Raw genomic sequence first — 17,694 nt, 5'->3', positions numbered from 1 at the left:
TTAACTACATTGGTATTCGCCATGTGAATTGTTTTTAATCAATTAGTTATATGTGTTTATCTATTTATTTGTTATGTGTATTTTATTTGTTTTGGATGTTTGTTTTTAATATTCATATAAATTATTTTTCGATATTGGCGTGGTGGGCTTTATAAATTCATGTGGATTTTATTTTTAGTGCAATAATAAAAGATGATTATGTAATGGGGCGGGCAGTGGTCTGCAATGAAAATTGTTGCTAAGGTGATTTTCTTTCTACAAAGGAGATAGCATGAAACTGCACGACTGGCAGTCGCGATTTGAAGCCTGGTTAGCTGATAACCATTCTGGACAAGATGCTGCACATGACATCTTTCACTTTCGACGTGTGTGGATAACGGCGCAAAAGCTGAGTACAGATGCAACCGTAGACTGGCTGGTGGTGTTGACCGCGTGCTACTTCCACGATCTCGTCAGCCTGCCAAAGAACCATCCTGAGCGTCATTGTTCGTCGGTACTGGCAGCCAAGGAAACACGTTGTGTTTTGATGCGCGATTTTCCGGATTTTCCACAACAGCGGTTATCGGCAGTGTGTCATGCCATTGAGGCGCACAGTTTTAGCGCCAAAATCGCGCCAGAAACCCTTGAAGCGAAAATCGTGCAGGATGCAGACCGGCTTGAGGCGCTGGGTGCAATTGGTTTAGCGCGCGTATTTGCCGTTTCAGGGGCGTTGGGGGTTGCGCTGTTTGATGCGGAAGATCCGTTTGCCCGAAAGCGTAGCCTAGACGATAAACAGTACGCGCTCGATCACTTCCAGACCAAGTTATTGACGTTGCCGTTGACGATGCAAACCGAACAAGGGAGGCATTTGGCGCAACACAATGCGGATTTTTTACTGACGTATATGGCGAAGCTGAGCGCGGAGCTAAAAGGAGAATACGAAATGCTGGATCTTGACGCGATTCAACCCTTTAAAGCGCGCTAGTCGCCAATACGGCTGAAACGTCAACCGTGCTAATTTATGTTAATCTGTCGGTTATCCATTTCTGCCGGTTAAATGTATGCAGGATAATTTTTCAGTAGCAGGCTCCATGAACCCGATGACAGATGAAAACGAGACCGACGTGCAGGTGATGTTGGCCAAGTTGCTTGAAATATATGACGTGAAAACGCTGGTTGCTCATCTGAATGGCGTTGGTGAGAACCGCTGGAGCCCGGCCATCTTTAAGCGAGTGGTTGCTAATGAAACATGGCATCGCCTCAGCGACCGCGAGCTCATTCATCTGAATACTTTGTTGCCGAAACCACCTGCGCATCATCCGCATTATGCCTTTCGCTTTATCGATCTTTTTGCCGGTATTGGCGGTATTCGTCGCGGCTTTGAAGCGATTGGCGGGCAGTGCGTGTTTACCAGTGAGTGGAACAAGCATGCGGTGCGCACCTATAAAGCGAACAACTACTGCGATCCGCTCCAGCACAACTTTAATGAAGATATTCGTGATATCACACTCAGCCATCACGATGGGGTGAGTGACCAGCAGGCAGCAGAACATATTCGGCAGCATGTTCCTGAACATGACGTGCTGTTAGCCGGATTCCCTTGCCAGCCATTTTCTCTGGCTGGTGTATCAAAGAAAAACGCGTTAGGGCGGGCACATGGTTTCGCCTGTGATACGCAAGGCACGCTATTTTTTGACGTGGTGCGTATTATTGATGCGCGTCGGCCAGCCATATTTGTGCTCGAAAACGTCAAAAACCTGAAGAGTCACGATCAGGGCAAAACGTTTCGCATCATTATGCAAACGCTGGACGAGCTGGGTTATGACGTAGCGGATGCGGCGGATAACGGCCCGGACGATCCGAAAATTATCGATGGGCAACATTTTTTGCCTCAGCATCGCGAACGTATCGTGCTTGTCGGCTTCCGACGCGATCTGAATTTGAAATCAGACTTCACGCTGCGGGATATTGTCACGCGTTATCCGCCGCGGCGTACCACGCTGGCGGAACTGCTTGAACCGACCGTCGATGCGAAATATGTACTGACGCCGGTGTTGTGGAAATACCTCTATCGCTATGCGAAAAAGCATCAGGCGCGGGGCAATGGATTTGGCTATGGCATGGTGTATCCCGGTAACCCTGATTGCGTAACGCGCACGTTATCTGCGCGTTATTATAAGGATGGGGCGGAGATCCTGATTGACCGTGGTTGGGATATGGCGCTGGGTGAGAAAGATTTTGACGATCCGCAGAATCAGCGCCACCGCCCACGCAGACTTACGCCCAGAGAGTGCGCGCGTCTGATGGGGTTTGAATCTCCGCAGGGCTATCAGTTCAGGATCCCTGTGTCAGATACCCAGGCTTATCGCCAGTTTGGTAATTCGGTGGTCGTTCCGGCATTTGCGGCGGTGGCCAGGTTGCTGGAGCCGAAAATCAGGCAGGCAGTTGCTATTCGCGAGAAAGAGAATCAGCGTGGCAGACGTTCACGATAAAGCAACACGCAGTAAAAATATGCGGGCGATAGCTACCCGCGATACCGCAATTGAAAAACGCCTTGCCAGCGTGCTGACAGAGCAGGGGGTAACGTTTCGCGTGCAGGATGCGACGTTACCCGGTCGCCCCGATTTTGTGGTGGATGATTATCATTGTGTGATTTTTACTCACGGCTGTTTCTGGCACCATCACGATTGCTATTTGTTTAAAGTCCCCGCGACACGAACGGAATTCTGGCTGGAAAAAATAGGCAAAAATGTCCAGCGCGATGCGCGGGATTGTGAAAAGTTGCAGGCTCTGGGCTGGCGCGTACTGATTGTCTGGGAGTGCGCCCTGCGTGGTCGCAAAAAGCTGGACGATGAAGCGTTATCTGAACGTGTCATCGAGTGGATCTGCGGCGGTGGTGACACCGCGCAGATCGACACTCTCGGTATTCATTTACTGTAACGTTTTTTCCGACGGGGTAGCAACGGCATCCGCTTTAACAGGGAACAGGTATTTCCCCAACGTTACCAACACCACAGCAAACACGATCACGCCGAGCGCCAGCCATTCGATAGGGGCCAGTCTTTCTCCCCCCAGACCGGTACCTAACAGCACGGCAACAACCGGATTGACGTAGGCATAGCTGGTGGCTAGCGCCGGGCTGACATTGCGGATCAGGAACATATACGCATTAATGGCAATAATGGAGCCAAACAGGGCCAGGTAAGCCACCGCCATAAAGCCTGAAAATGTTGGCATGGTGGTCAGTTTTTCCCCGGAGAGTAGCGATGCGCACATCAGCACAATACCGGCGGCTAACATTTCAATGGCTCCGGCCATCATGCCAACGGGTAGCGTAATGCGTGAACCGTACACCGAGCCAAACGCCCAGCTTATTGAACCGATCAGGATCAAAATAGCGCCCCACGGATTGCCACTTAAATTGCCTCCGCTGTTTAGCATGATGATCCCTGCTAGCCCAATCGCTATCCCCAACCATTCCAGCTTGCGCGTTTTGATGCCAAAAAAGTGGCTAAAACACAGCGTAAATAACGGGACGGTGGCGACCACAACGGCGGCAATACCGGAAGGGACATTTTGGTGTTCTGCGACGGTGACCAGCCCATTACCTACAGCCAGCAGCAGGATACCAATTAACGCGGCGTTCAGGATTAGGCGTAAGGGGGGCAGCTTATGCCCACGAATAAGTAAGAAACTTGTTAATAAAATTCCCGCGGAGAGAAAACGTACGGCTGCCATCATTAACGGCGGCCAGCTTTCAACGCCAATGCGAATAACGAAGTACGTGGAACCCCAAATGATGTACAGCGCGAATAGCGCACTGAAAAGCGGTAACAATTGCCTGAAACGCATAATCCCTCACGGTGGAAATAAAAAGGTGCAACATAGTAAACGTCAAAACTATCTTACTGGCGAGATTTATAATTACGTGTTGATGTTAAAAACTTGTTGACCAGAAAGGTCAGTTTCAGCATGGCGTGTTTTACTTCATACTTATGACTGCAAAAAAATAATATTGAGGGTGAAAATTTTGGCAGGAAGTAGCTTACTGACCTTACTCGATGATATCGCCACGCTGCTGGATGATATCTCAGTGATGGGAAAACTGGCCGCGAAAAAAACCGCGGGCGTGCTGGGGGATGATCTGTCGCTTAATGCGCAGCAGGTGTCGGGCGTGCGGGCGAACCGCGAACTCCCTGTGGTCTGGAGTGTGGCGAAAGGATCGTTTGTTAACAAAGTTATTCTGGTGCCGTTGGCGCTATTGATAAGCGCATTTATTCCCTGGGCGATCACCCCCTTATTAATGGTAGGCGGGGCGTTTCTCTGTTTTGAAGGGGTGGAAAAGGTTCTGCATACCCTGGAGGCGCGGAAGCACAAAGAAACTCCGGAAGAACGTCAGCAGCGTCTGACATCTTTGGCGGCGCAGGATCCGCTCACCTTTGAGAAAGATAAAATCAAAGGGGCAATACGTACCGACTTCATTTTGTCTGCCGAGATTGTCGCAATTACGCTGGGTATTGTAGCGGACGCACCCTTGCTGAATCAGGTGTTGGTGCTATCAGGTATCGCGTTAGTGGTGACCGTGGGCGTGTATGGCCTGGTCGGGATTATCGTTAAGCTTGACGACATTGGGTACTGGTTGGCAGAAAAGCGCAGCCTGCTTGCCCAGTCGTTGGGCAAAGGGTTACTGGTGGTTGCCCCCTGGCTTATGAAAACACTTTCTGTGGTCGGCACACTGGCGATGTTTTTAGTGGGAGGCGGCATTGTGGTACACGGAATATCGCCGCTGCATCATGCGATTGAACATTTTGCTCAGCAGCAAAGTACATTGATTTCGCTAATGCTTCCGACCCTGCTTAACCTGGTGCTCGGCTTTATCATCGGTGGGATTGTCGTTTTGCTGGTAAAAGCTGTCGCCAGAGTGCGCGGGATTTCGCACTAATTGTTACAGGACTGATTACGCAAAACGCCTCCTTGTCATCTAAGGTGTAAAGGTTTCTCTTGATACAGGAGGCAGGTATGGTCTTTTCTGTCAGTGAGGAAGTCACCTCCAAAGAGGGTGGCCCACGTATGATCGTTACCGGGTATGCCAGCGGAATGGTGGAATGTCGCTGGTACGACGGCTTTGGCGTTAAACGGGAAGCATTCCGTGAAGATGAACTGGTGGTGCCTGGAGAGCGAAGACAGCTCTCCCAGGATGCCTGAACATTTGGCTCGACCGTAACCTGGTGATCTCTCACCCATTAGTTATATTTATCATTCCGGTGAGAATTATTTACTTGTCAGGCAAAAAAATTGCAGATAAGGTTTGGTTCACATCAGATTTTCTGGTGTAACGAATTTACAAGTGCTTCTTGCATAAGCAAGCTTGATCCCGACCCGATAAGGGCCGGGATTTTTTTCGCCCTCAGTCAGCGATTGATTTCCGACACGCTAAAATCATGGATATCAAGCTCGAACGCATCGGCCAGTTCATGCCATGTATGGTAATCACGCCCGTCAACGCTGACGCGCTCCGGGTCATCCTGGCTGCGATGAATTTCACTCTCGCAGATTTCGTTGATTGCCTTTAGCAGCGCGTCGACATCGACGCTGACTTCACGTTTGGCCGTATCGCTGTACTCTTTCGCGGTTTTCATCCTCATACCTCTCAACCGTTAAGGATACCGGGGGAGCGTACCCAAACATCAGATACGCACAACTTAAGTATAGACCGTCGATAAAACCCGCAATCGCGCGTGTACAGCGCTGCCAGAAAAAGGAATTTGTTCTACACTGGCACAAAGCCACAGGAGGAAAACTATGAAGGTGAATGATCGGGTCACAGTCAAAACGGACGGCGGTCCTCGTCGACCGGGCGTGGTACTGGCAATCGAAGAATTTAGTGAAGGCACCATGTACCTGGTTTCGCTGGAAGACTACCCGCTCGGTATCTGGTTCTTTAATGAATCAGGTCATCAGGATGGTATCTTTGTGGAAAAAGTGGAGTGACATGAGTTCCGCTGTTTGATTCTGACTGGTGGAGTCGCCACCAGTCAGAACGTCTTAGCGCATATTCACAAAGATACCATTGGTGACGTTATCCGTAAGCCTTACAACGTGATAGATAACTTGCTTATTATGCGTTTTAATCTTTCGTTTTATATTCCCCTTATGGGATGACACCGTCTTGGCTTTGATATTCATTTGATCTGATATCTGTATTGTTCCTTGACCCTCCATCCACATACGCAGCATGCTGGATTCGGTTCGACTTAATGATAATGTCGGCAGATTCACATCAATAGCAATATCTACTTCCTTTTTCAGAATATCGCCAAGTAGTTTATCCAGTGAGTCAGGTTTAATCGATTTAGAACTAATCAATAAATTTTTTCTGACGAGTAGATATTCATCAAAATGCACGTTGGCAATTGCCATAAACACAATAAATAATGTGCTGGGATGCTGATTAATGATTTGCTTTATTTGCTGGCTATTAGCAGGATCGTGGATAAAGCAGTCCTCATTAATAAACACCACAGCGGGTTGTTGAGAGACACAGGCGAGACTGAGTTCATCAACGTTGGAAATGTTGTTGATTTCCCTTTTTTTCACTCCCCGACTTACCAGATATCCGGTTAATCCTAGTCGGGTGTAACTGCATAAATCCATAATAATCGTTGACATGGCATACCCTCACTCAATGCGTAACGATAATTCCCCTTACCTGATTATTTCATCACAACTAAACGGAATAATAACGACCCAAGATGACGCTTTCGCTGTTTTTCAGGCGAATTTACTATCCCGTAAAGTTGCGTATAATTTGCCAGGAAACATCTTAAAGTAAAGTGAATGTTGCGTTATGTGAGTGAGGCAAAAACAAATAAGCCGCGACAGAGATATCCTGGTGGATGTTGTCACTTTTTAAATTTAGGACAATCCTTAGTAAAACAGGATAAAAATTAAGGGTTATTATTTTCCTGGCATTTCGCTGACGATATCGGCCAGTAAATTAAAAATTTCACTGAATAATCGTTCGCAGAATGGCGCAATTAATGGCATTAGCGCCGCCATTAGTGAAATACCTACGGTCAGAGTGAGAGGAAAGCCGATGACGAAAACCGACAGCTGTGGTGCCATGCGATTTAACAAACCAAGTGCGAGGTTTAGCGTGAGCAGTAGCGTCATTACCGGCAGGGCCAGCATTAGCCCGTTGAGGAAAATCAGGCTACCCGCCCGTGCCAGTGCAAGAAACGCATTGCTGTTCACCGGATTGCCGCCGATGGGCAGAGTATGAAAAGTATCTACCAGCAGCGAAATCAGCCATAAATGGCCGTTAAAGGTCAGGAACAGCAGCATGGCGAGCATGTCGATCAGTCGTGCCAGAACCGGCATATTCAGACGGCTACCGGGATCGAAGAACGTCGCGAAGGAAAGGCCCATTTGCAGGCCAATTAATTCCCCGGCGGTACGTACTGCGGCAAACGCAAACTGCATGGTGAAGCCTAATGCGATACCGATCAGGATTTGTTGCATTGCCTGCCAAAGCGCGCCAACAGAAAAGATGGGGACGTCAACGGCGGGAATCGATGGGGCGATAACGACGGTAATCATCAACCCCAGCCCCAGCTTTACCCGTTTGGGGATGGCTCGTTCACTGAGGATGGGGGCCGTTGAGATGAGCGCCAGTATGCGCAACAAAGGCCAGAAGTATAAATTCAGCCAGTGGAGCCACTCAACGCTGGACACCTGCAACATAACGTTGTCTACCCGATGATATAGGGGATATTGCTGAACAGCGTACGCACGTAGTCGAGCAGCAGGTTAAGCATCCACGGGCCAGCAACAATGATGGCAATAAACACCGCGACAATTTTGGGGATGAAGGACAGCGTCATTTCGTTAATCTGGGTCGCCGCCTGCAGAATACTGATGATAAGACCCGTGATGAGAGCGACCAACAGCAAAGGCGCGGCAAGGGCCAGGGCGACTTTCATCGCCTCTGTGCCCATCATCATGACCGATTCAGGAGTCATTTCGCGCCTCTAACTGTAAAAGCTTTGTGCCAGCGAGCCGACAAGTAGCTGCCAACCGTCTACCAACACAAACAGCATCAGCTTGAACGGCAACGCGATTGTGGCGGGCGGGACCATCATCATCCCGAGCGCCATCAACACGCTGGCGATCACCAGGTCGATAATCAGAAACGGAATAAAAATGGTAAAGCCTATCTGGAATGCTGTTTTCAGCTCACTGGTGACATAAGCGGGCAGCAAAATTCGCATCGGCACGGCTTCTGGTCCCTGTAACGGACCGCTGTTTGCTAAGCGCGCGAAGAGTGCCAGATCGGCTTCACGGGTCTGGCGCAACATAAACTCACGCAGCGGCTGGGCGCCTTTCTCCATGGCTTCCTGCATGGAGATCTTCTCTTCGCTGAACGGTTGGTATGCGTCAACGTAGATTTTATCGATCACCGGCGACATGATGAAAAAGGTCAAAAAGAGCGCCAGGCCCAGGAGCACCTGGTTAGGTGGTGCTGAGGGGGTACCCAGCGCATTTCGCAGTAGACCAAAAACGATGATGATGCGGGTGAAGCTGGTCATCATCAGCAAAATTGCAGGCAGGAACGTCAGCGAGGTGATGAACACCAGCGTCTGCACGGGCAACGTCCAGTTTTGTCCGCCGCCCGGCAACGGCTGACTGACCAGACCCGGGAGTTGGGCGAGGGCAACGGGGCTGAAAAGCCACAAGCCTGCCAGCGTAAGGGATAACAAACGGCGCATCAGGATCTCCCAGGACGCTTCAGCAAACTCTTCATCATGGCCTGGAAATCCGCAGGGGAGGCCGTTTTTTCTTCTGCATCGGCAGGTGCCGGGGGCAGGGTATGCAGGACATTAATCTGCGAGGCTGTGACGCCCAGTACCAGACGGGCATCTTCGACCTCGACAATCACCACGCGCTCACGTGGACCCAGTGAGGTGCTGGCCGTGACTTTCAGCCCATGCGTACCGGCACTTTTGGGGGCAAACCCCAGACGTTTAATGACCCAGGCCGCCGCCAGGATCAAGACGATGATCCCGAGCAGCGCGCCGCTTACCTGCACCAGCGGTGAGCCGGGAACGGCGGCGGGTTGAGAAACGGTAGCCTGGGTATTCATGATTAACGGCTCAGGCGGCGCATACGTTCAGACGGGGTGATAATGTCAGTGATACGCACACCGTATTTATCCGCAACTACGACAACTTCGCCTTGGGCAATCAGATAGCCGTTGATCAGAATATCCAGCGGTTCGCCTGCCAGACCATCCAGTGCGACAACCGATCCCTGCGTCAGACGCAGCAGCTCTTTGATGGTCATGCGGGTACGGCCCAGTTCGACGGTCAGCTTGACCGGAATGTCCATGATCAGGTCGATGTCCTGCAAAGCACCGCTGACGTCGCCGCCACCTAACTGCTGGAATACCGCATCGGCCGCACTTTTGGTGGGCGTGGTTTTTTGCTCGTTTAACGCGTCAGCCCACAGATCGTCCAATGCGCCAGTGTTCTCATCGGACGGATTATTCATATCACTCATTTGGGCTGTTCCTCATTCAGCGAATTCAAAATCGGGTTTATCAGATGTTCTACGCGTAACGCATACTGACCGTTTACAGTGCCATACTGGCTGGTCAGCACAGGCACGCCGTCCACATGAGCAATAATGCGGTCGGGTTTTTCAATCGGCAGTACATCGCCGGGTTTCAGTTTTAAAATCTGGGATAGCCGCAGCGGGATATCGGCAAAGTTTGCCACCAGCTCCAGCTCAGAATGCTGAACCTGACGCACCAGATTATTGCGCCAGTTCTGATCTTCATTACGTGAATTTTCCAGCGGCGGATTCACCAGCAGCTCACGCAACGGCTCAATCATGCTGAATGGCAGACAGATGTTAAATTCACCGGTCAGGTTGCCAATTTCAACGTGGAACGGGGTGTTCACCACAATGTCGTTCGGAGAGGTAGTGATATTGGTAAATTTCACCTGCATCTCCGAACGGACGTATTCCACTTCCAGCGGGTTGATGGCCTTCCACGCGTCGCTGTAGCTTTCCAGCGCCAGCTTCAGCATGCGGTTGATAACGCGCTGTTCCGTGTGCGTAAATTCGCGGCCTTCGACTTTCGTCGGGAAACGACCGTCACCGCCAAACAGGTTGTCTACGGCGATAAATACCAGACTCGGTGAGAACACCACCAGACCCGTACCGCGCAGCGGCTTCAGGTGGATTAAGTTCAGGTTGGTCGGAACCGGTAAGTTGCGCGCAAATTCATGGTATGGCTGGATACGTATCGCACCCACGGTAATATCCGGGCTACGGCGCAACAGGTTAAATAATCCCATTCGGAACTGGCGCGCAAAGCGTTCGTTAATGATCTCCAACGCCTGTAAACGCTCACGTACCACGCGACGCTGAGTGTTGGGATCATAAGGACGAATATCGCTTTCTTTTGCGATACCTGAAATGGGTTCGTCTTTGGTTTCGCTATCGCCGTTGAGCAATGCGTCGATTTCAGCCTGAGAAAGAATACTGTCGCCCATGTCTTTACCGCAGAATAAAAGCTGTATAAAGAACGTCGGTGACAACCTGTTTCGGCTGCCCGACAACGAGCGGAGTCGCCAGCGTCTCTTTGATGGCGGTAATCAGCTGTTGCTTACCTTCCTCGGTGGCGAGTGTGGCTGCATTCTGACGAGAGAACAGCAGCAGCAGGCGGCTGCGCACTTCCGGCAGATATTCGTTAAGACGTGAACGTGTCGCCTCATCTTTCATTCGCAGCGTGATACCGATATACAGCACACGATCTGCATCACCCAGATTGACGGTAAAGGTATCCAGCGCAAAGAACACCGGGGCAGGCGGTGGAGGCGGTTCCGCTTTGACGCTGGCGGACGGCTGCTGCTGCATGCGCCAGTAGCTATAACCCGCAGTTGCGCAGGCGGCGAGGGTAATTAATACCAGCAGAGGGATCCAAATAGCGCGTTTACTTTTTTTGTTAATCGCGGAGTCAGTCATCAGATACGGGCTTCCTGTTTCGGTACAGCTTATGGGCTGATTATCCCGTGTCCTGTCCACGACAAAGCGTGGAAAAGACGCGGATAATCATGCTACCTCTGGCGTTAGGCGAAGATGTCTACTGCGCCATCGCCGCGGGCAGCGGCTTGCAGCGAGGCTGGGGTTGCCAGTATTGCGTCATCTTCAGCGGCAAAAATGTCTTGTCCTTGAGCGCGACCAGCCTGCTGTTGCTGCCCGGAAGACTGCTGATGGCCAGCGAAGCTTTCACTGCTGATGTTGCTTTGCCCCAGTTGAATGCCGCTTTCAGCCAACTGCGTACGCAGCATCGGTAATGCGGCTTCCAGTGCGGCGCGCACGTGACTGTGCGGTGAAACCATTTGCAACTGCGCGAGGTTGTCGTCCAGCTTGAGGGAAATATGTACCTGACCCAGGTCCTGCGGATGCAGACGCAGCTCTGCGCTTTGCTGGCCCTGGCGCGTGAACAATGTGACGTGCTGGCTCAGCGATTGCTGCCATTCATGGCTACCTAACGGAGCGCTTAACACCGGCGCGGCCGTCGGTAACGGTTGTGCATGTGTCTGTGGACCACTTAGCGGGGCCGCAGTCATGCCAATGCTGGTCGGTGACGGGGTGCTATCGATTTCAGCTCTGGCGTTCGCCGCCGCCGTCAGCGGGGTTAGTGCTGGATTGTTTGCCTGATTAGCACCACCGCCAGCAATTGTGACATCCGCTTTGCCTTTTTTGGCATCACCCGGCAGCAATTCGTCTGCATTATCAGTCGTCGCGCCGAGTGCAGCGCCACGTGACAACGCCGAAAGCGTGGCATCAACCGGGGCTGGTGCGCTGTCGACGGCAGGCGTAGCCAGCGGTTGTCCTGGTAGCATGGCGAACAATGCGCTCAGGTTGGCGAGATCGTCATCACTCAGCGTGGTGTTTTTTTCGTCCTGCTGAGCAACTTTGCCCAGCGTCGTCAGGGCATTAGCTTTCAGTGAAGGTGTGAGAGCAGACAACAGTTGCTGAGCGTCTGTCATGTCGGCAAGAGAAGACTCGGCTTGTAGCTCCTGTTGCGCCAACAGATCGGTTAATTTGACCGACTGTGCGGCATCGCCATTTTTTTGCAGTAACCCTTTTTGCAGCTTACTGCTGGCCGCCTGTAAGTCGGCAAGCGACAGCGGAGTGTCTTTACCCTGCGCGTCTCCCGCGCCTAATGCGCCAGCCAGCAGCGCTAAAAAATCCTCGGGTGAATCTACCGCTTTGCCTGACTGAAGACCTGCGGCTACGTCGGTGTCGGTGGTAATCAGTTGGGGTAAAGTAATCATTCGGGTTTCCTCATAGCTGCGCGCTGAGCAAATTCATCCATTTTTTTCTGGTCCAGACGGTTTTCGGCCAGTAACGCCGCCGAGGTTTGTCTGTCCTGCAACGTCTGCCACGCCTGTAATCGTTGTTTTTTGTCGCGCCAACTGTTCAAAGCCATGTCCACTTTTTGCGTCCACTGATTGAGCTGTTGGCGGTGTTGTTCAATCGCTTTTTCCAGCGTCTGAATGAATTGCTGGTAGTTAATCCAGCGATTGCTGGTAATACCCTGGCCCATATCGGTATTCAGATTGTTGCGATACTCATGCTGATAATCGATCAGCATTTTTAACTGTTCTTCCGCCTGCTGACAGCCACGACGCATCTCTCCTAATAAGACAGCGGCGTCATCTACCTCTTTTTCAGCCAGGTCTTTCAGTGTTGCTAACGCACCATGTTGTGCCATGACCTATGCTCTCCTGCTTAATCACACACCAGGGAAAATCAGTTCTAAAGCTTGTAGAGAATCTTCCCAGTCAGCCCGTTCAAAGATGCCTTGCTGTAAAAACGCTTCCAGCTGTGGCCATAAGGCGATGGCTTTATCCAGCATCGGATCGCTGCCTTTGGCATACGCCCCCACGCTAACCAGATCGCGGTTACGCTGGAAGCTGGATAGCAACTGTTTAAAGTTACGCACCCGCGCATAGTGTTGTTCACTAATGAGCGCGGTCATGGCGCGGCTGATCGAAGCTTCGATATCGATGGCCGGGTAATGACCTGCTTCGGCCAGATGGCGGGACAGCACAATGTGGCCGTCCAGAATCGCGCGCGCGGAATCGGCAATCGGGTCCTGCTGGTCGTCACCCTCGGTCAGTACCGTATAAAACGCGGTGACTGAACCGCCTCCGTGAATACCGTTTCCGGCACGTTCAACCAGCGCCGGTAATTTGGCGAATACTGACGGTGGATAACCTTTGGTTGCCGGTGGCTCGCCTATTGCCAGGGCTATCTCACGTTGCGCCATCGCATAGCGGGTGAGGGAATCCATAATCAGCAATACGTGCTGTCCACGATCGCGGAAATCTTCGGCGATGCGCGTGGCGTAGGCCGCGCCTTGCATACGTAACAGCGGCGAGACGTCCGCCGGAGCGGCAATCACTACCGAGCGTGCGCGACCGTCAGCGCCGAGAATATTTTCAATAAAATCTTTAACTTCGCGGCCACGCTCGCCAATCAGGCCCACGACGATGACGTCGGCCTGGGTATAACGCGCCATCATGCCGAGCAGGACGCTTTTACCGACGCCGGAACCTGCGAAAAGCCCCATACGCTGGCCGCGACCTACGGTTAACAACGCGTTGATGGGGCGTACACCGGTATCCAGGACGTGTTCAATTGCGGTACGTTGCAGCGGGTTAAACGGCGGTGTAATCAGCGCGCCGGTTTCGGTGGTATCCGGGGCGGGCAGTCCGTCGAGCGGTTTGCCGCTGCCGTCCAGCACACGCCCCAGCAGAGCAGGGCCAAGCGGTAATTGCTTCCCGCTTTGCAGACCTTCTCCGGCAATGTTCTTCGCGTATACGCGTGCGCCGGGCAGAACGCCTTCGACCTCTTCGAGCGGCATCAGAAACAGACGTTGACCGTTAAAGCCTACGACTTCGCTTTCAACTTCCTGGGTTTCGTTGCCATCCTGGCGTTCAATGACGCAGGTGGCACCCAGCGGCAGCTGTAACCCCGTAGCTTCCAGCACCAGCCCGGTGGCGCGGGTCAGGCGACCGTAACGACGCACCGCAGGCAGCAGAGACATTTTCTCTTCGAAGTTGTCCAGCGTATTGAGCCAGCGAGTCAGGCGAGTGGTCATTACACGACTCCCGGTGCTGCCAGACGGCAGAGTTCTTGCCAGCGTGTGGCGACGCTGGCATCCAGATCGCCTTCGTCGGCTGAGACTTTACAACCGCCGTGATGCAGCGTGGGATCGCCGCGCAGCCGCCAGCCGTGCAGGCTGAGAGTGGCACCGAGCATCTCCTCAACACGCTGGAGATCGTCCGGATGTACGCGCAGCTGCGGTTTACCGCTAAACAGCGGTTCCTGTTGCAATAACTGTTGGATCTGCTTAATCAGCGCAGCGTTATCCACGATAGGCGTCTGACCAATCACCTGACGCGCAGCTTCCAGCGCCATTTGCATCAGGCGCGAGGCAATGACGCTGTCCAGTGCGTCCAGCGTATTCTGAAACTCGCTCACCAGTTGCTGCATACGGGCATGAATCGGCGCATGCTGCGCACGCGCCTGGTTCTGGCCTTGCTCCAGCCCCTGGCTCAGACCTTCCTGATAGCCTTGTTCATGACCCTTTTGTCGACCTTCCGCCAGCCCCGCGTTATACCCTTGCTCATGGGCCTGCATTTGCAGCTGTGCGAGCTGTTGTTCAAGCTGTTGCTCTGCGGAAAGCTCGGGTTCTTCCGTCTCTTCGGACAGCGGCGTTTCACTGTGGTCGGCCAGCACGAACTCTGCCATCGGTGGGGCGAGATCGTCCGGAGTCCAGACTTTCCACGGCAGTTCGTTAGACATAGGTATCCTCGCCGCTGCCGATCACCATCTCGCCGGTTTCCGCCAGACGACGCACAATAAGCAGAATCGCTTTCTGTTCGTTTTCCACCTGCGACAAGCGCACCGGACCGCGGTTGGCAAGGTCGTCGCGCAGAATATCGGCAGCACGTTGCGACATGTTGCGCAGGAACTTCTCGCGTAGCGGCTGTTCGGCACCTTTCAGCGCAATCAGCAGCGATTCGGAATCCACTTCCTGCAGCAGGCGCTGGATACTGCGATCGTCGACGTCCACCAGGTTTTCGAACAGGAACATCTCGTCGATAATTTTCTGCGCCAGTTCGCCGTCGAACTCGCGTACGGCGGTGATAACCGCTTCTTCCTGCTGGGTTTTCATCAGGTTGATAATTTCTGCCGCCGTTCTCACGCCGCCCATTTTGCTGCGCTTGAGGTTCTGACCGTCGAGCAGACCGTTCAGTACCTCGGTCAGTTCTGCCAGCGCGGCAGGCTGCACGCCGCCGAAGGTGGCGATACGCAGCATCACGTCGTGACGTAAACGCTCGTCGAACAGTGCCAGAATATCGGCGGCCTGGCCCCGTTTGAGGTGCACCAGAATGGTGGCGATAATCTGCGGATGCTCGTCGCGGATAAGGTCGGCGGCGCTTTGCGGCTCCATAAAGTTGAGCGTTTCAATGCCGCTGGTGGTATCGCGGGTTTCCAGAATATCTTCCAGCAGGCTGGAGGCGCGTTCCTCGCCCAGCGCTTTCACCAGCACGGAGCGCAGATATTCGTTGGCGTTGATATTCAGCGCGGCAAACTGTTCTGCTTCTTGCTCAAACTCGGCCAGCACTTCCGTCAACTGTTTGTTGGAGATCTGGCGTACGTTCGCCATCGCTGTACTCAGCGCCTGAACTTCGCGCGTGGAAAGGTGTTTAAACACCTCTGCCGCGCGATCTTCGCCAATGGTCATCAGCAGGATGACGCTTTTATCGGTACCGGTAAGGGCATTACTCATGATCGTTACTCATCCACTGGCGAATGACCAGCGCCACGACGCGCGGATCGTTATCTGACATTTCACGAATACGCTGGCTCATCACTTCTGCACCCAGACGTTGATTCGTACGACGCTGCTGGGTCTGTTCGTCTTTGCTGAGGCGAACTTCTACCGCTTCTTCGGTTTCCTGACGAATACGCGTTTGTTCTTGTACCGCTTTTGCTTCTTCGCTGCGGCGAACCAACTGCGGACGAACAGCCTTACGCCACAGGATCCAGGCAACAAGCAGAACCAGTAACCAACGGCCTGCGGTCATCAACTGATCAATAAAGAACGGCTGTTTCCAGAACGGCAGCTCGCCCATGGAATCGTCGGTCGCCGTGAACGGAGAGTTCACCACGTTCAGGGTATCGCCACGTTTGTCGGAGAAGCCCATCGCTTCGCGGGTCAGATCCTCAATCTGTTTCATCTGATCGGCGGTTAGCGGCAGCGGTTTGCCGTCCGGCAACGTTTTATAGTTGACCACCACTGCAACCGAGAGACGCTGCACATCCCCGACGTTCATTTTGGTGTGGCGAATGGTACGGTCGACTTCATAATTGCTGGTTTCATTGCGCTGCGTACTGCGTGGTCCGGCATTATTACTGTTATTTGCCGTCTGCGTGGTTTGCGCATTTTGCTGATTAGCCGGAGGGTTGGCGATTGGCGCGGTATTCGCCGGTGCTGGTTGATTGGACAACGCGCCCGGTACGCCGCCTGGCGCTCCGCTTCCGATCTGCTCGCTGACGTTTAACTGGCGTGAACGCAGCACGGCCTGGGAATCATCACCGTTTGGACGGTACTGTTCTTCGGTTTGCTCTTTATTAGCAAAATCCAGCTGCGCGGTGACCTGTGCATGTACGTTACCGTTGCCGACAATCGGCGACAGGATCGATTCGATACGACGTTGAACGCGGCCTTCGACATCGCTGGCGTATTTCAACTGCGCATCGTTAAGATCGCGGCTGCTGGTGTTCGACTGAGTTAACAGATGACCCGCCTGGTCGACCAGCGTAACGTTGCCCGGCGGTAACCCGGCGACAGCGCTGGAAACCAGATGCGTGACCGCACTGATTTGACCTTCATCCAGTGCGCGACCCGGTTCAAGATTCACGGTCACGGAGGCTGAAGGCGCTTTTTGCTCACGCACAAACAGCGACGGTTTCGGCATTGCCAGATGCACGCGGGCGCGTTTTACCGGTCCCAGCGTTTCAATGGTCCGGGCTAATTCACCTTCCAGCGCACGCTGGTAGTTGACCTGCTCGCTAAACTGGCTGATACCAAACTTTTCCTGATCCAGCAGTTCAAAACCAACGGCGCCGCCTTTCGGCAGGCCTTGCTGCGCCAGACGTAAGCGCAGTTCGTGGACTTTATCGGCAGGAACTTCTATAGCACCGCTTCCCTCAGTAAAACGATAGGGAACGTTCATCTGCGTCAGTTGGGTGACAATCGCGCCACCATCCTGATCGGAAAGATTGCTGAACAGCGTGCGATAGTCAGGCGCTTTGGCCCACAGGACCATCGCCACGATGATAGCGACGGCAGCGGCTCCCGCCACAATCAAAGGAATTCTGGGATTCGCGCGCAGGCGGTTTAACCACTCGAGAGGTTTAAGCTGGGTTGCAGTCGATGCTGTCGCACTCATCTCGCACCTCGTGGCTTATCGTGGACGGCGTTTTTTGCAAAGTGGAACAAGACTCACTCCCGGGTCAGCAAACTCGAAAAATTGACGGTCTCATTATTTGCGGTTTCGAATTTTTCTATGCGTTAAAAACCGTGGTTTTTTATCGTTATTTAACGCCTTTATCTTATTG

The 17,694-nt window shown here is 52.7% G+C and carries 21 protein-coding genes and 1 pseudogene; 6 read left to right on the top strand and 16 right to left on the bottom strand.

The window, feature by feature from the left end; translation table 11 throughout:
* The first annotated feature begins 271 nt into the window (after window positions 1-271).
* From BZK40_RS23320 to BZK40_RS23310, 3 genes are all read left to right on the top strand, one after another.
* Window positions 272-964 (top strand): phosphohydrolase, encoded by a 693-nt coding sequence (locus tag BZK40_RS23320; RefSeq protein WP_060683648.1) that lies wholly within the window; start codon window positions 272-274, stop codon window positions 962-964.
* Between the two features lie 76 nt (window positions 965-1,040).
* The gene (locus BZK40_RS23315) at window positions 1,041-2,471 is read left to right on the top strand and encodes a DNA cytosine methyltransferase (RefSeq protein WP_079935377.1); all 1,431 of its coding nucleotides are present in this window, start codon (window positions 1,041-1,043) and stop codon (window positions 2,469-2,471) included.
* Entirely contained in the window at window positions 2,452-2,919 is a 468-nt protein-coding gene (locus BZK40_RS23310) for a very short patch repair endonuclease (RefSeq protein ID WP_008785122.1), read from the top strand. Before BZK40_RS23315 ends, BZK40_RS23310 begins: the two co-directional genes overlap by 20 nt.
* Here the strand turns inward: BZK40_RS23310 and yedA are convergent.
* Window positions 2,911-3,831 (bottom strand): drug/metabolite exporter YedA, encoded by a 921-nt coding sequence (gene yedA, locus BZK40_RS23305; RefSeq protein WP_003834062.1) that lies wholly within the window; start codon window positions 3,829-3,831, stop codon window positions 2,911-2,913. The two genes, BZK40_RS23310 and yedA, sit on opposite strands and share 9 nt — an antisense overlap.
* Window positions 3,832-4,006: 175 nt before the next feature.
* Here yedA and BZK40_RS23300 point away from each other — a divergent pair, with 175 nt between their 5' ends.
* Both BZK40_RS23300 and BZK40_RS23295 read left to right on the top strand, forming a co-directional pair.
* Window positions 4,007-4,921, top strand: a complete 915-nt coding sequence (locus BZK40_RS23300) for a DUF808 domain-containing protein (RefSeq protein WP_172111214.1) — start codon at window positions 4,007-4,009, stop codon at window positions 4,919-4,921.
* Between the two features lie 77 nt (window positions 4,922-4,998).
* On the top strand, window positions 4,999-5,184 hold the full coding sequence (locus BZK40_RS23295; protein ID WP_003834060.1) for a YodC family protein: 186 nt from the start codon (window positions 4,999-5,001) through the stop codon (window positions 5,182-5,184).
* A 206-nt stretch (window positions 5,185-5,390) separates the two neighbouring features.
* Here the strand turns inward: BZK40_RS23295 and yodD are convergent, their stop codons facing one another.
* On the bottom strand, window positions 5,391-5,618 hold the full coding sequence (gene yodD / locus BZK40_RS23290; protein ID WP_003030417.1) for a YodD family peroxide/acid resistance protein: 228 nt from the start codon (window positions 5,616-5,618) through the stop codon (window positions 5,391-5,393).
* 163 nt (window positions 5,619-5,781) lie between these two features.
* Between yodD and dsrB the strand changes: the two genes are divergently transcribed.
* Window positions 5,782-5,970 (top strand): protein DsrB, encoded by a 189-nt coding sequence (gene dsrB, locus BZK40_RS23285; protein ID WP_003030419.1) that lies wholly within the window; start codon window positions 5,782-5,784, stop codon window positions 5,968-5,970.
* Window positions 5,971-6,024: 54 nt separating this feature from the next.
* Here the strand turns inward: dsrB and rcsA are convergent, their stop codons facing one another.
* The 14 genes and pseudogenes from rcsA to fliF form a co-directional block, all read right to left on the bottom strand.
* Window positions 6,025-6,648 carry a transcriptional regulator RcsA gene (gene rcsA / locus BZK40_RS23280; RefSeq protein ID WP_003030421.1) on the bottom strand — a complete coding sequence of 208 codons (624 nt, stop codon included), beginning with the start codon at window positions 6,646-6,648 and terminating at the stop codon, window positions 6,025-6,027.
* A gap of 278 nt (window positions 6,649-6,926) precedes the next feature.
* Window positions 6,927-7,722 (bottom strand): annotated as a pseudogene (gene fliR / locus BZK40_RS23275) (flagellar biosynthetic protein FliR).
* 8 nt (window positions 7,723-7,730) lie between these two features.
* The gene (fliQ, locus tag BZK40_RS23270) at window positions 7,731-8,000 is read right to left on the bottom strand and encodes a flagellar biosynthesis protein FliQ (RefSeq protein WP_008785117.1); all 270 of its coding nucleotides are present in this window, start codon (window positions 7,998-8,000) and stop codon (window positions 7,731-7,733) included.
* A gap of 9 nt (window positions 8,001-8,009) precedes the next feature.
* Entirely contained in the window at window positions 8,010-8,747 is a 738-nt protein-coding gene (fliP, locus tag BZK40_RS23265) for a flagellar type III secretion system pore protein FliP (protein ID WP_003834056.1), read from the bottom strand.
* Window positions 8,747-9,124, bottom strand: coding sequence for a flagellar biosynthetic protein FliO (fliO, locus tag BZK40_RS23260; protein ID WP_095533179.1), 378 nt, complete (start codon window positions 9,122-9,124; stop codon window positions 8,747-8,749). The genes fliP and fliO overlap by 1 nt, the downstream gene beginning before the upstream one ends.
* Window positions 9,124-9,537, bottom strand: a complete 414-nt coding sequence (gene fliN, locus BZK40_RS23255) for a flagellar motor switch protein FliN (RefSeq protein WP_003030433.1) — start codon at window positions 9,535-9,537, stop codon at window positions 9,124-9,126. Before fliN ends, fliO begins: the two co-directional genes overlap by 1 nt.
* On the bottom strand, window positions 9,534-10,538 hold the full coding sequence (gene fliM, locus BZK40_RS23250; protein ID WP_003030434.1) for a flagellar motor switch protein FliM: 1,005 nt from the start codon (window positions 10,536-10,538) through the stop codon (window positions 9,534-9,536). Before fliM ends, fliN begins: the two co-directional genes overlap by 4 nt.
* 4 nt (window positions 10,539-10,542) lie before the next feature.
* Complete coding sequence (fliL, locus tag BZK40_RS23245; protein WP_003834054.1) at window positions 10,543-11,010, bottom strand: flagellar basal body-associated protein FliL; 468 nt, start codon at window positions 11,008-11,010, stop codon at window positions 10,543-10,545.
* A 104-nt stretch (window positions 11,011-11,114) separates the two neighbouring features.
* A complete protein-coding gene (fliK, locus tag BZK40_RS23240) occupies window positions 11,115-12,329 on the bottom strand; it encodes a flagellar hook length control protein FliK (RefSeq protein ID WP_079935375.1) in 1,215 nt (404 codons plus the stop codon).
* Window positions 12,326-12,769 carry a flagellar export protein FliJ gene (gene fliJ, locus BZK40_RS23235; protein ID WP_003834052.1) on the bottom strand — a complete coding sequence of 148 codons (444 nt, stop codon included), beginning with the start codon at window positions 12,767-12,769 and terminating at the stop codon, window positions 12,326-12,328. Before fliJ ends, fliK begins: the two co-directional genes overlap by 4 nt.
* Before the next feature lie 21 nt (window positions 12,770-12,790).
* Window positions 12,791-14,161: a flagellar protein export ATPase FliI gene (fliI, locus tag BZK40_RS23230; protein ID WP_047410431.1), complete on the bottom strand. Its 1,371-nt coding sequence runs from the start codon at window positions 14,159-14,161 to the stop codon at window positions 12,791-12,793.
* On the bottom strand, window positions 14,161-14,868 hold the full coding sequence (gene fliH / locus BZK40_RS23225) for a flagellar assembly protein FliH (RefSeq protein ID WP_003834049.1): 708 nt from the start codon (window positions 14,866-14,868) through the stop codon (window positions 14,161-14,163). Before fliH ends, fliI begins: the two co-directional genes overlap by 1 nt.
* Window positions 14,861-15,859, bottom strand: a complete 999-nt coding sequence (gene fliG / locus BZK40_RS23220) for a flagellar motor switch protein FliG (protein WP_003030443.1) — start codon at window positions 15,857-15,859, stop codon at window positions 14,861-14,863. Before fliG ends, fliH begins: the two co-directional genes overlap by 8 nt.
* On the bottom strand, window positions 15,852-17,525 hold the full coding sequence (fliF, locus tag BZK40_RS23215) for a flagellar basal-body MS-ring/collar protein FliF (protein WP_008785112.1): 1,674 nt from the start codon (window positions 17,523-17,525) through the stop codon (window positions 15,852-15,854). Before fliF ends, fliG begins: the two co-directional genes overlap by 8 nt.
* Window positions 17,526-17,694 lie beyond the last annotated feature (169 nt).

This window comes from Citrobacter portucalensis, assembly GCF_002042885.1.
Classification (GTDB): Bacteria; Pseudomonadota; Gammaproteobacteria; order Enterobacterales; family Enterobacteriaceae; genus Citrobacter; species Citrobacter portucalensis.
Note: the sequence above shows the minus strand (reverse complement) of the source record. Positions and strands in the feature narration are given on the sequence as shown.

What these genes read in the sequence shown, in the direction of transcription:
- BZK40_RS23320 (WP_060683648.1), top strand. Translation starts at nt 272, where the DNA reads ATGAAACTGCACGACTGGCAGTCGCGATTTGAAGCCTGGTTAGCTGAT.
- BZK40_RS23315 (WP_079935377.1), top strand. Translation starts at nt 1,041, where the DNA reads ATGCAGGATAATTTTTCAGTAGCAGGCTCCATGAACCCGATGACAGAT.
- yedA (WP_003834062.1), bottom strand. Translation starts at nt 3,831, where the DNA reads ATGCGTTTCAGGCAATTGTTACCGCTTTTCAGTGCGCTATTCGCGCTG.
- BZK40_RS23295 (WP_003834060.1), top strand. Translation starts at nt 4,999, where the DNA reads ATGGTCTTTTCTGTCAGTGAGGAAGTCACCTCCAAAGAGGGTGGCCCA.
- yodD (WP_003030417.1), bottom strand. Translation starts at nt 5,618, where the DNA reads ATGAAAACCGCGAAAGAGTACAGCGATACGGCCAAACGTGAAGTCAGC.
- dsrB (WP_003030419.1), top strand. Translation starts at nt 5,782, where the DNA reads ATGAAGGTGAATGATCGGGTCACAGTCAAAACGGACGGCGGTCCTCGT.
- rcsA (WP_003030421.1), bottom strand. Translation starts at nt 6,648, where the DNA reads ATGTCAACGATTATTATGGATTTATGCAGTTACACCCGACTAGGATTA.
- fliQ (WP_008785117.1), bottom strand. Translation starts at nt 8,000, where the DNA reads ATGACTCCTGAATCGGTCATGATGATGGGCACAGAGGCGATGAAAGTC.
- fliP (WP_003834056.1), bottom strand. Translation starts at nt 8,747, where the DNA reads ATGCGCCGTTTGTTATCCCTTACGCTGGCAGGCTTGTGGCTTTTCAGC.
- fliN (WP_003030433.1), bottom strand. Translation starts at nt 9,537, where the DNA reads ATGAGTGATATGAATAATCCGTCCGATGAGAACACTGGCGCATTGGAC.
- fliM (WP_003030434.1), bottom strand. Translation starts at nt 10,538, where the DNA reads ATGGGCGACAGTATTCTTTCTCAGGCTGAAATCGACGCATTGCTCAAC.
- fliL (WP_003834054.1), bottom strand. Translation starts at nt 11,010, where the DNA reads ATGACTGACTCCGCGATTAACAAAAAAAGTAAACGCGCTATTTGGATC.
- fliK (WP_079935375.1), bottom strand. Translation starts at nt 12,329, where the DNA reads ATGATTACTTTACCCCAACTGATTACCACCGACACCGACGTAGCCGCA.
- fliJ (WP_003834052.1), bottom strand. Translation starts at nt 12,769, where the DNA reads ATGGCACAACATGGTGCGTTAGCAACACTGAAAGACCTGGCTGAAAAA.
- fliI (WP_047410431.1), bottom strand. Translation starts at nt 14,161, where the DNA reads ATGACCACTCGCCTGACTCGCTGGCTCAATACGCTGGACAACTTCGAA.
- fliH (WP_003834049.1), bottom strand. Translation starts at nt 14,868, where the DNA reads ATGTCTAACGAACTGCCGTGGAAAGTCTGGACTCCGGACGATCTCGCC.
- fliG (WP_003030443.1), bottom strand. Translation starts at nt 15,859, where the DNA reads ATGAGTAATGCCCTTACCGGTACCGATAAAAGCGTCATCCTGCTGATG.
- fliF (WP_008785112.1), bottom strand. Translation starts at nt 17,525, where the DNA reads ATGAGTGCGACAGCATCGACTGCAACCCAGCTTAAACCTCTCGAGTGG.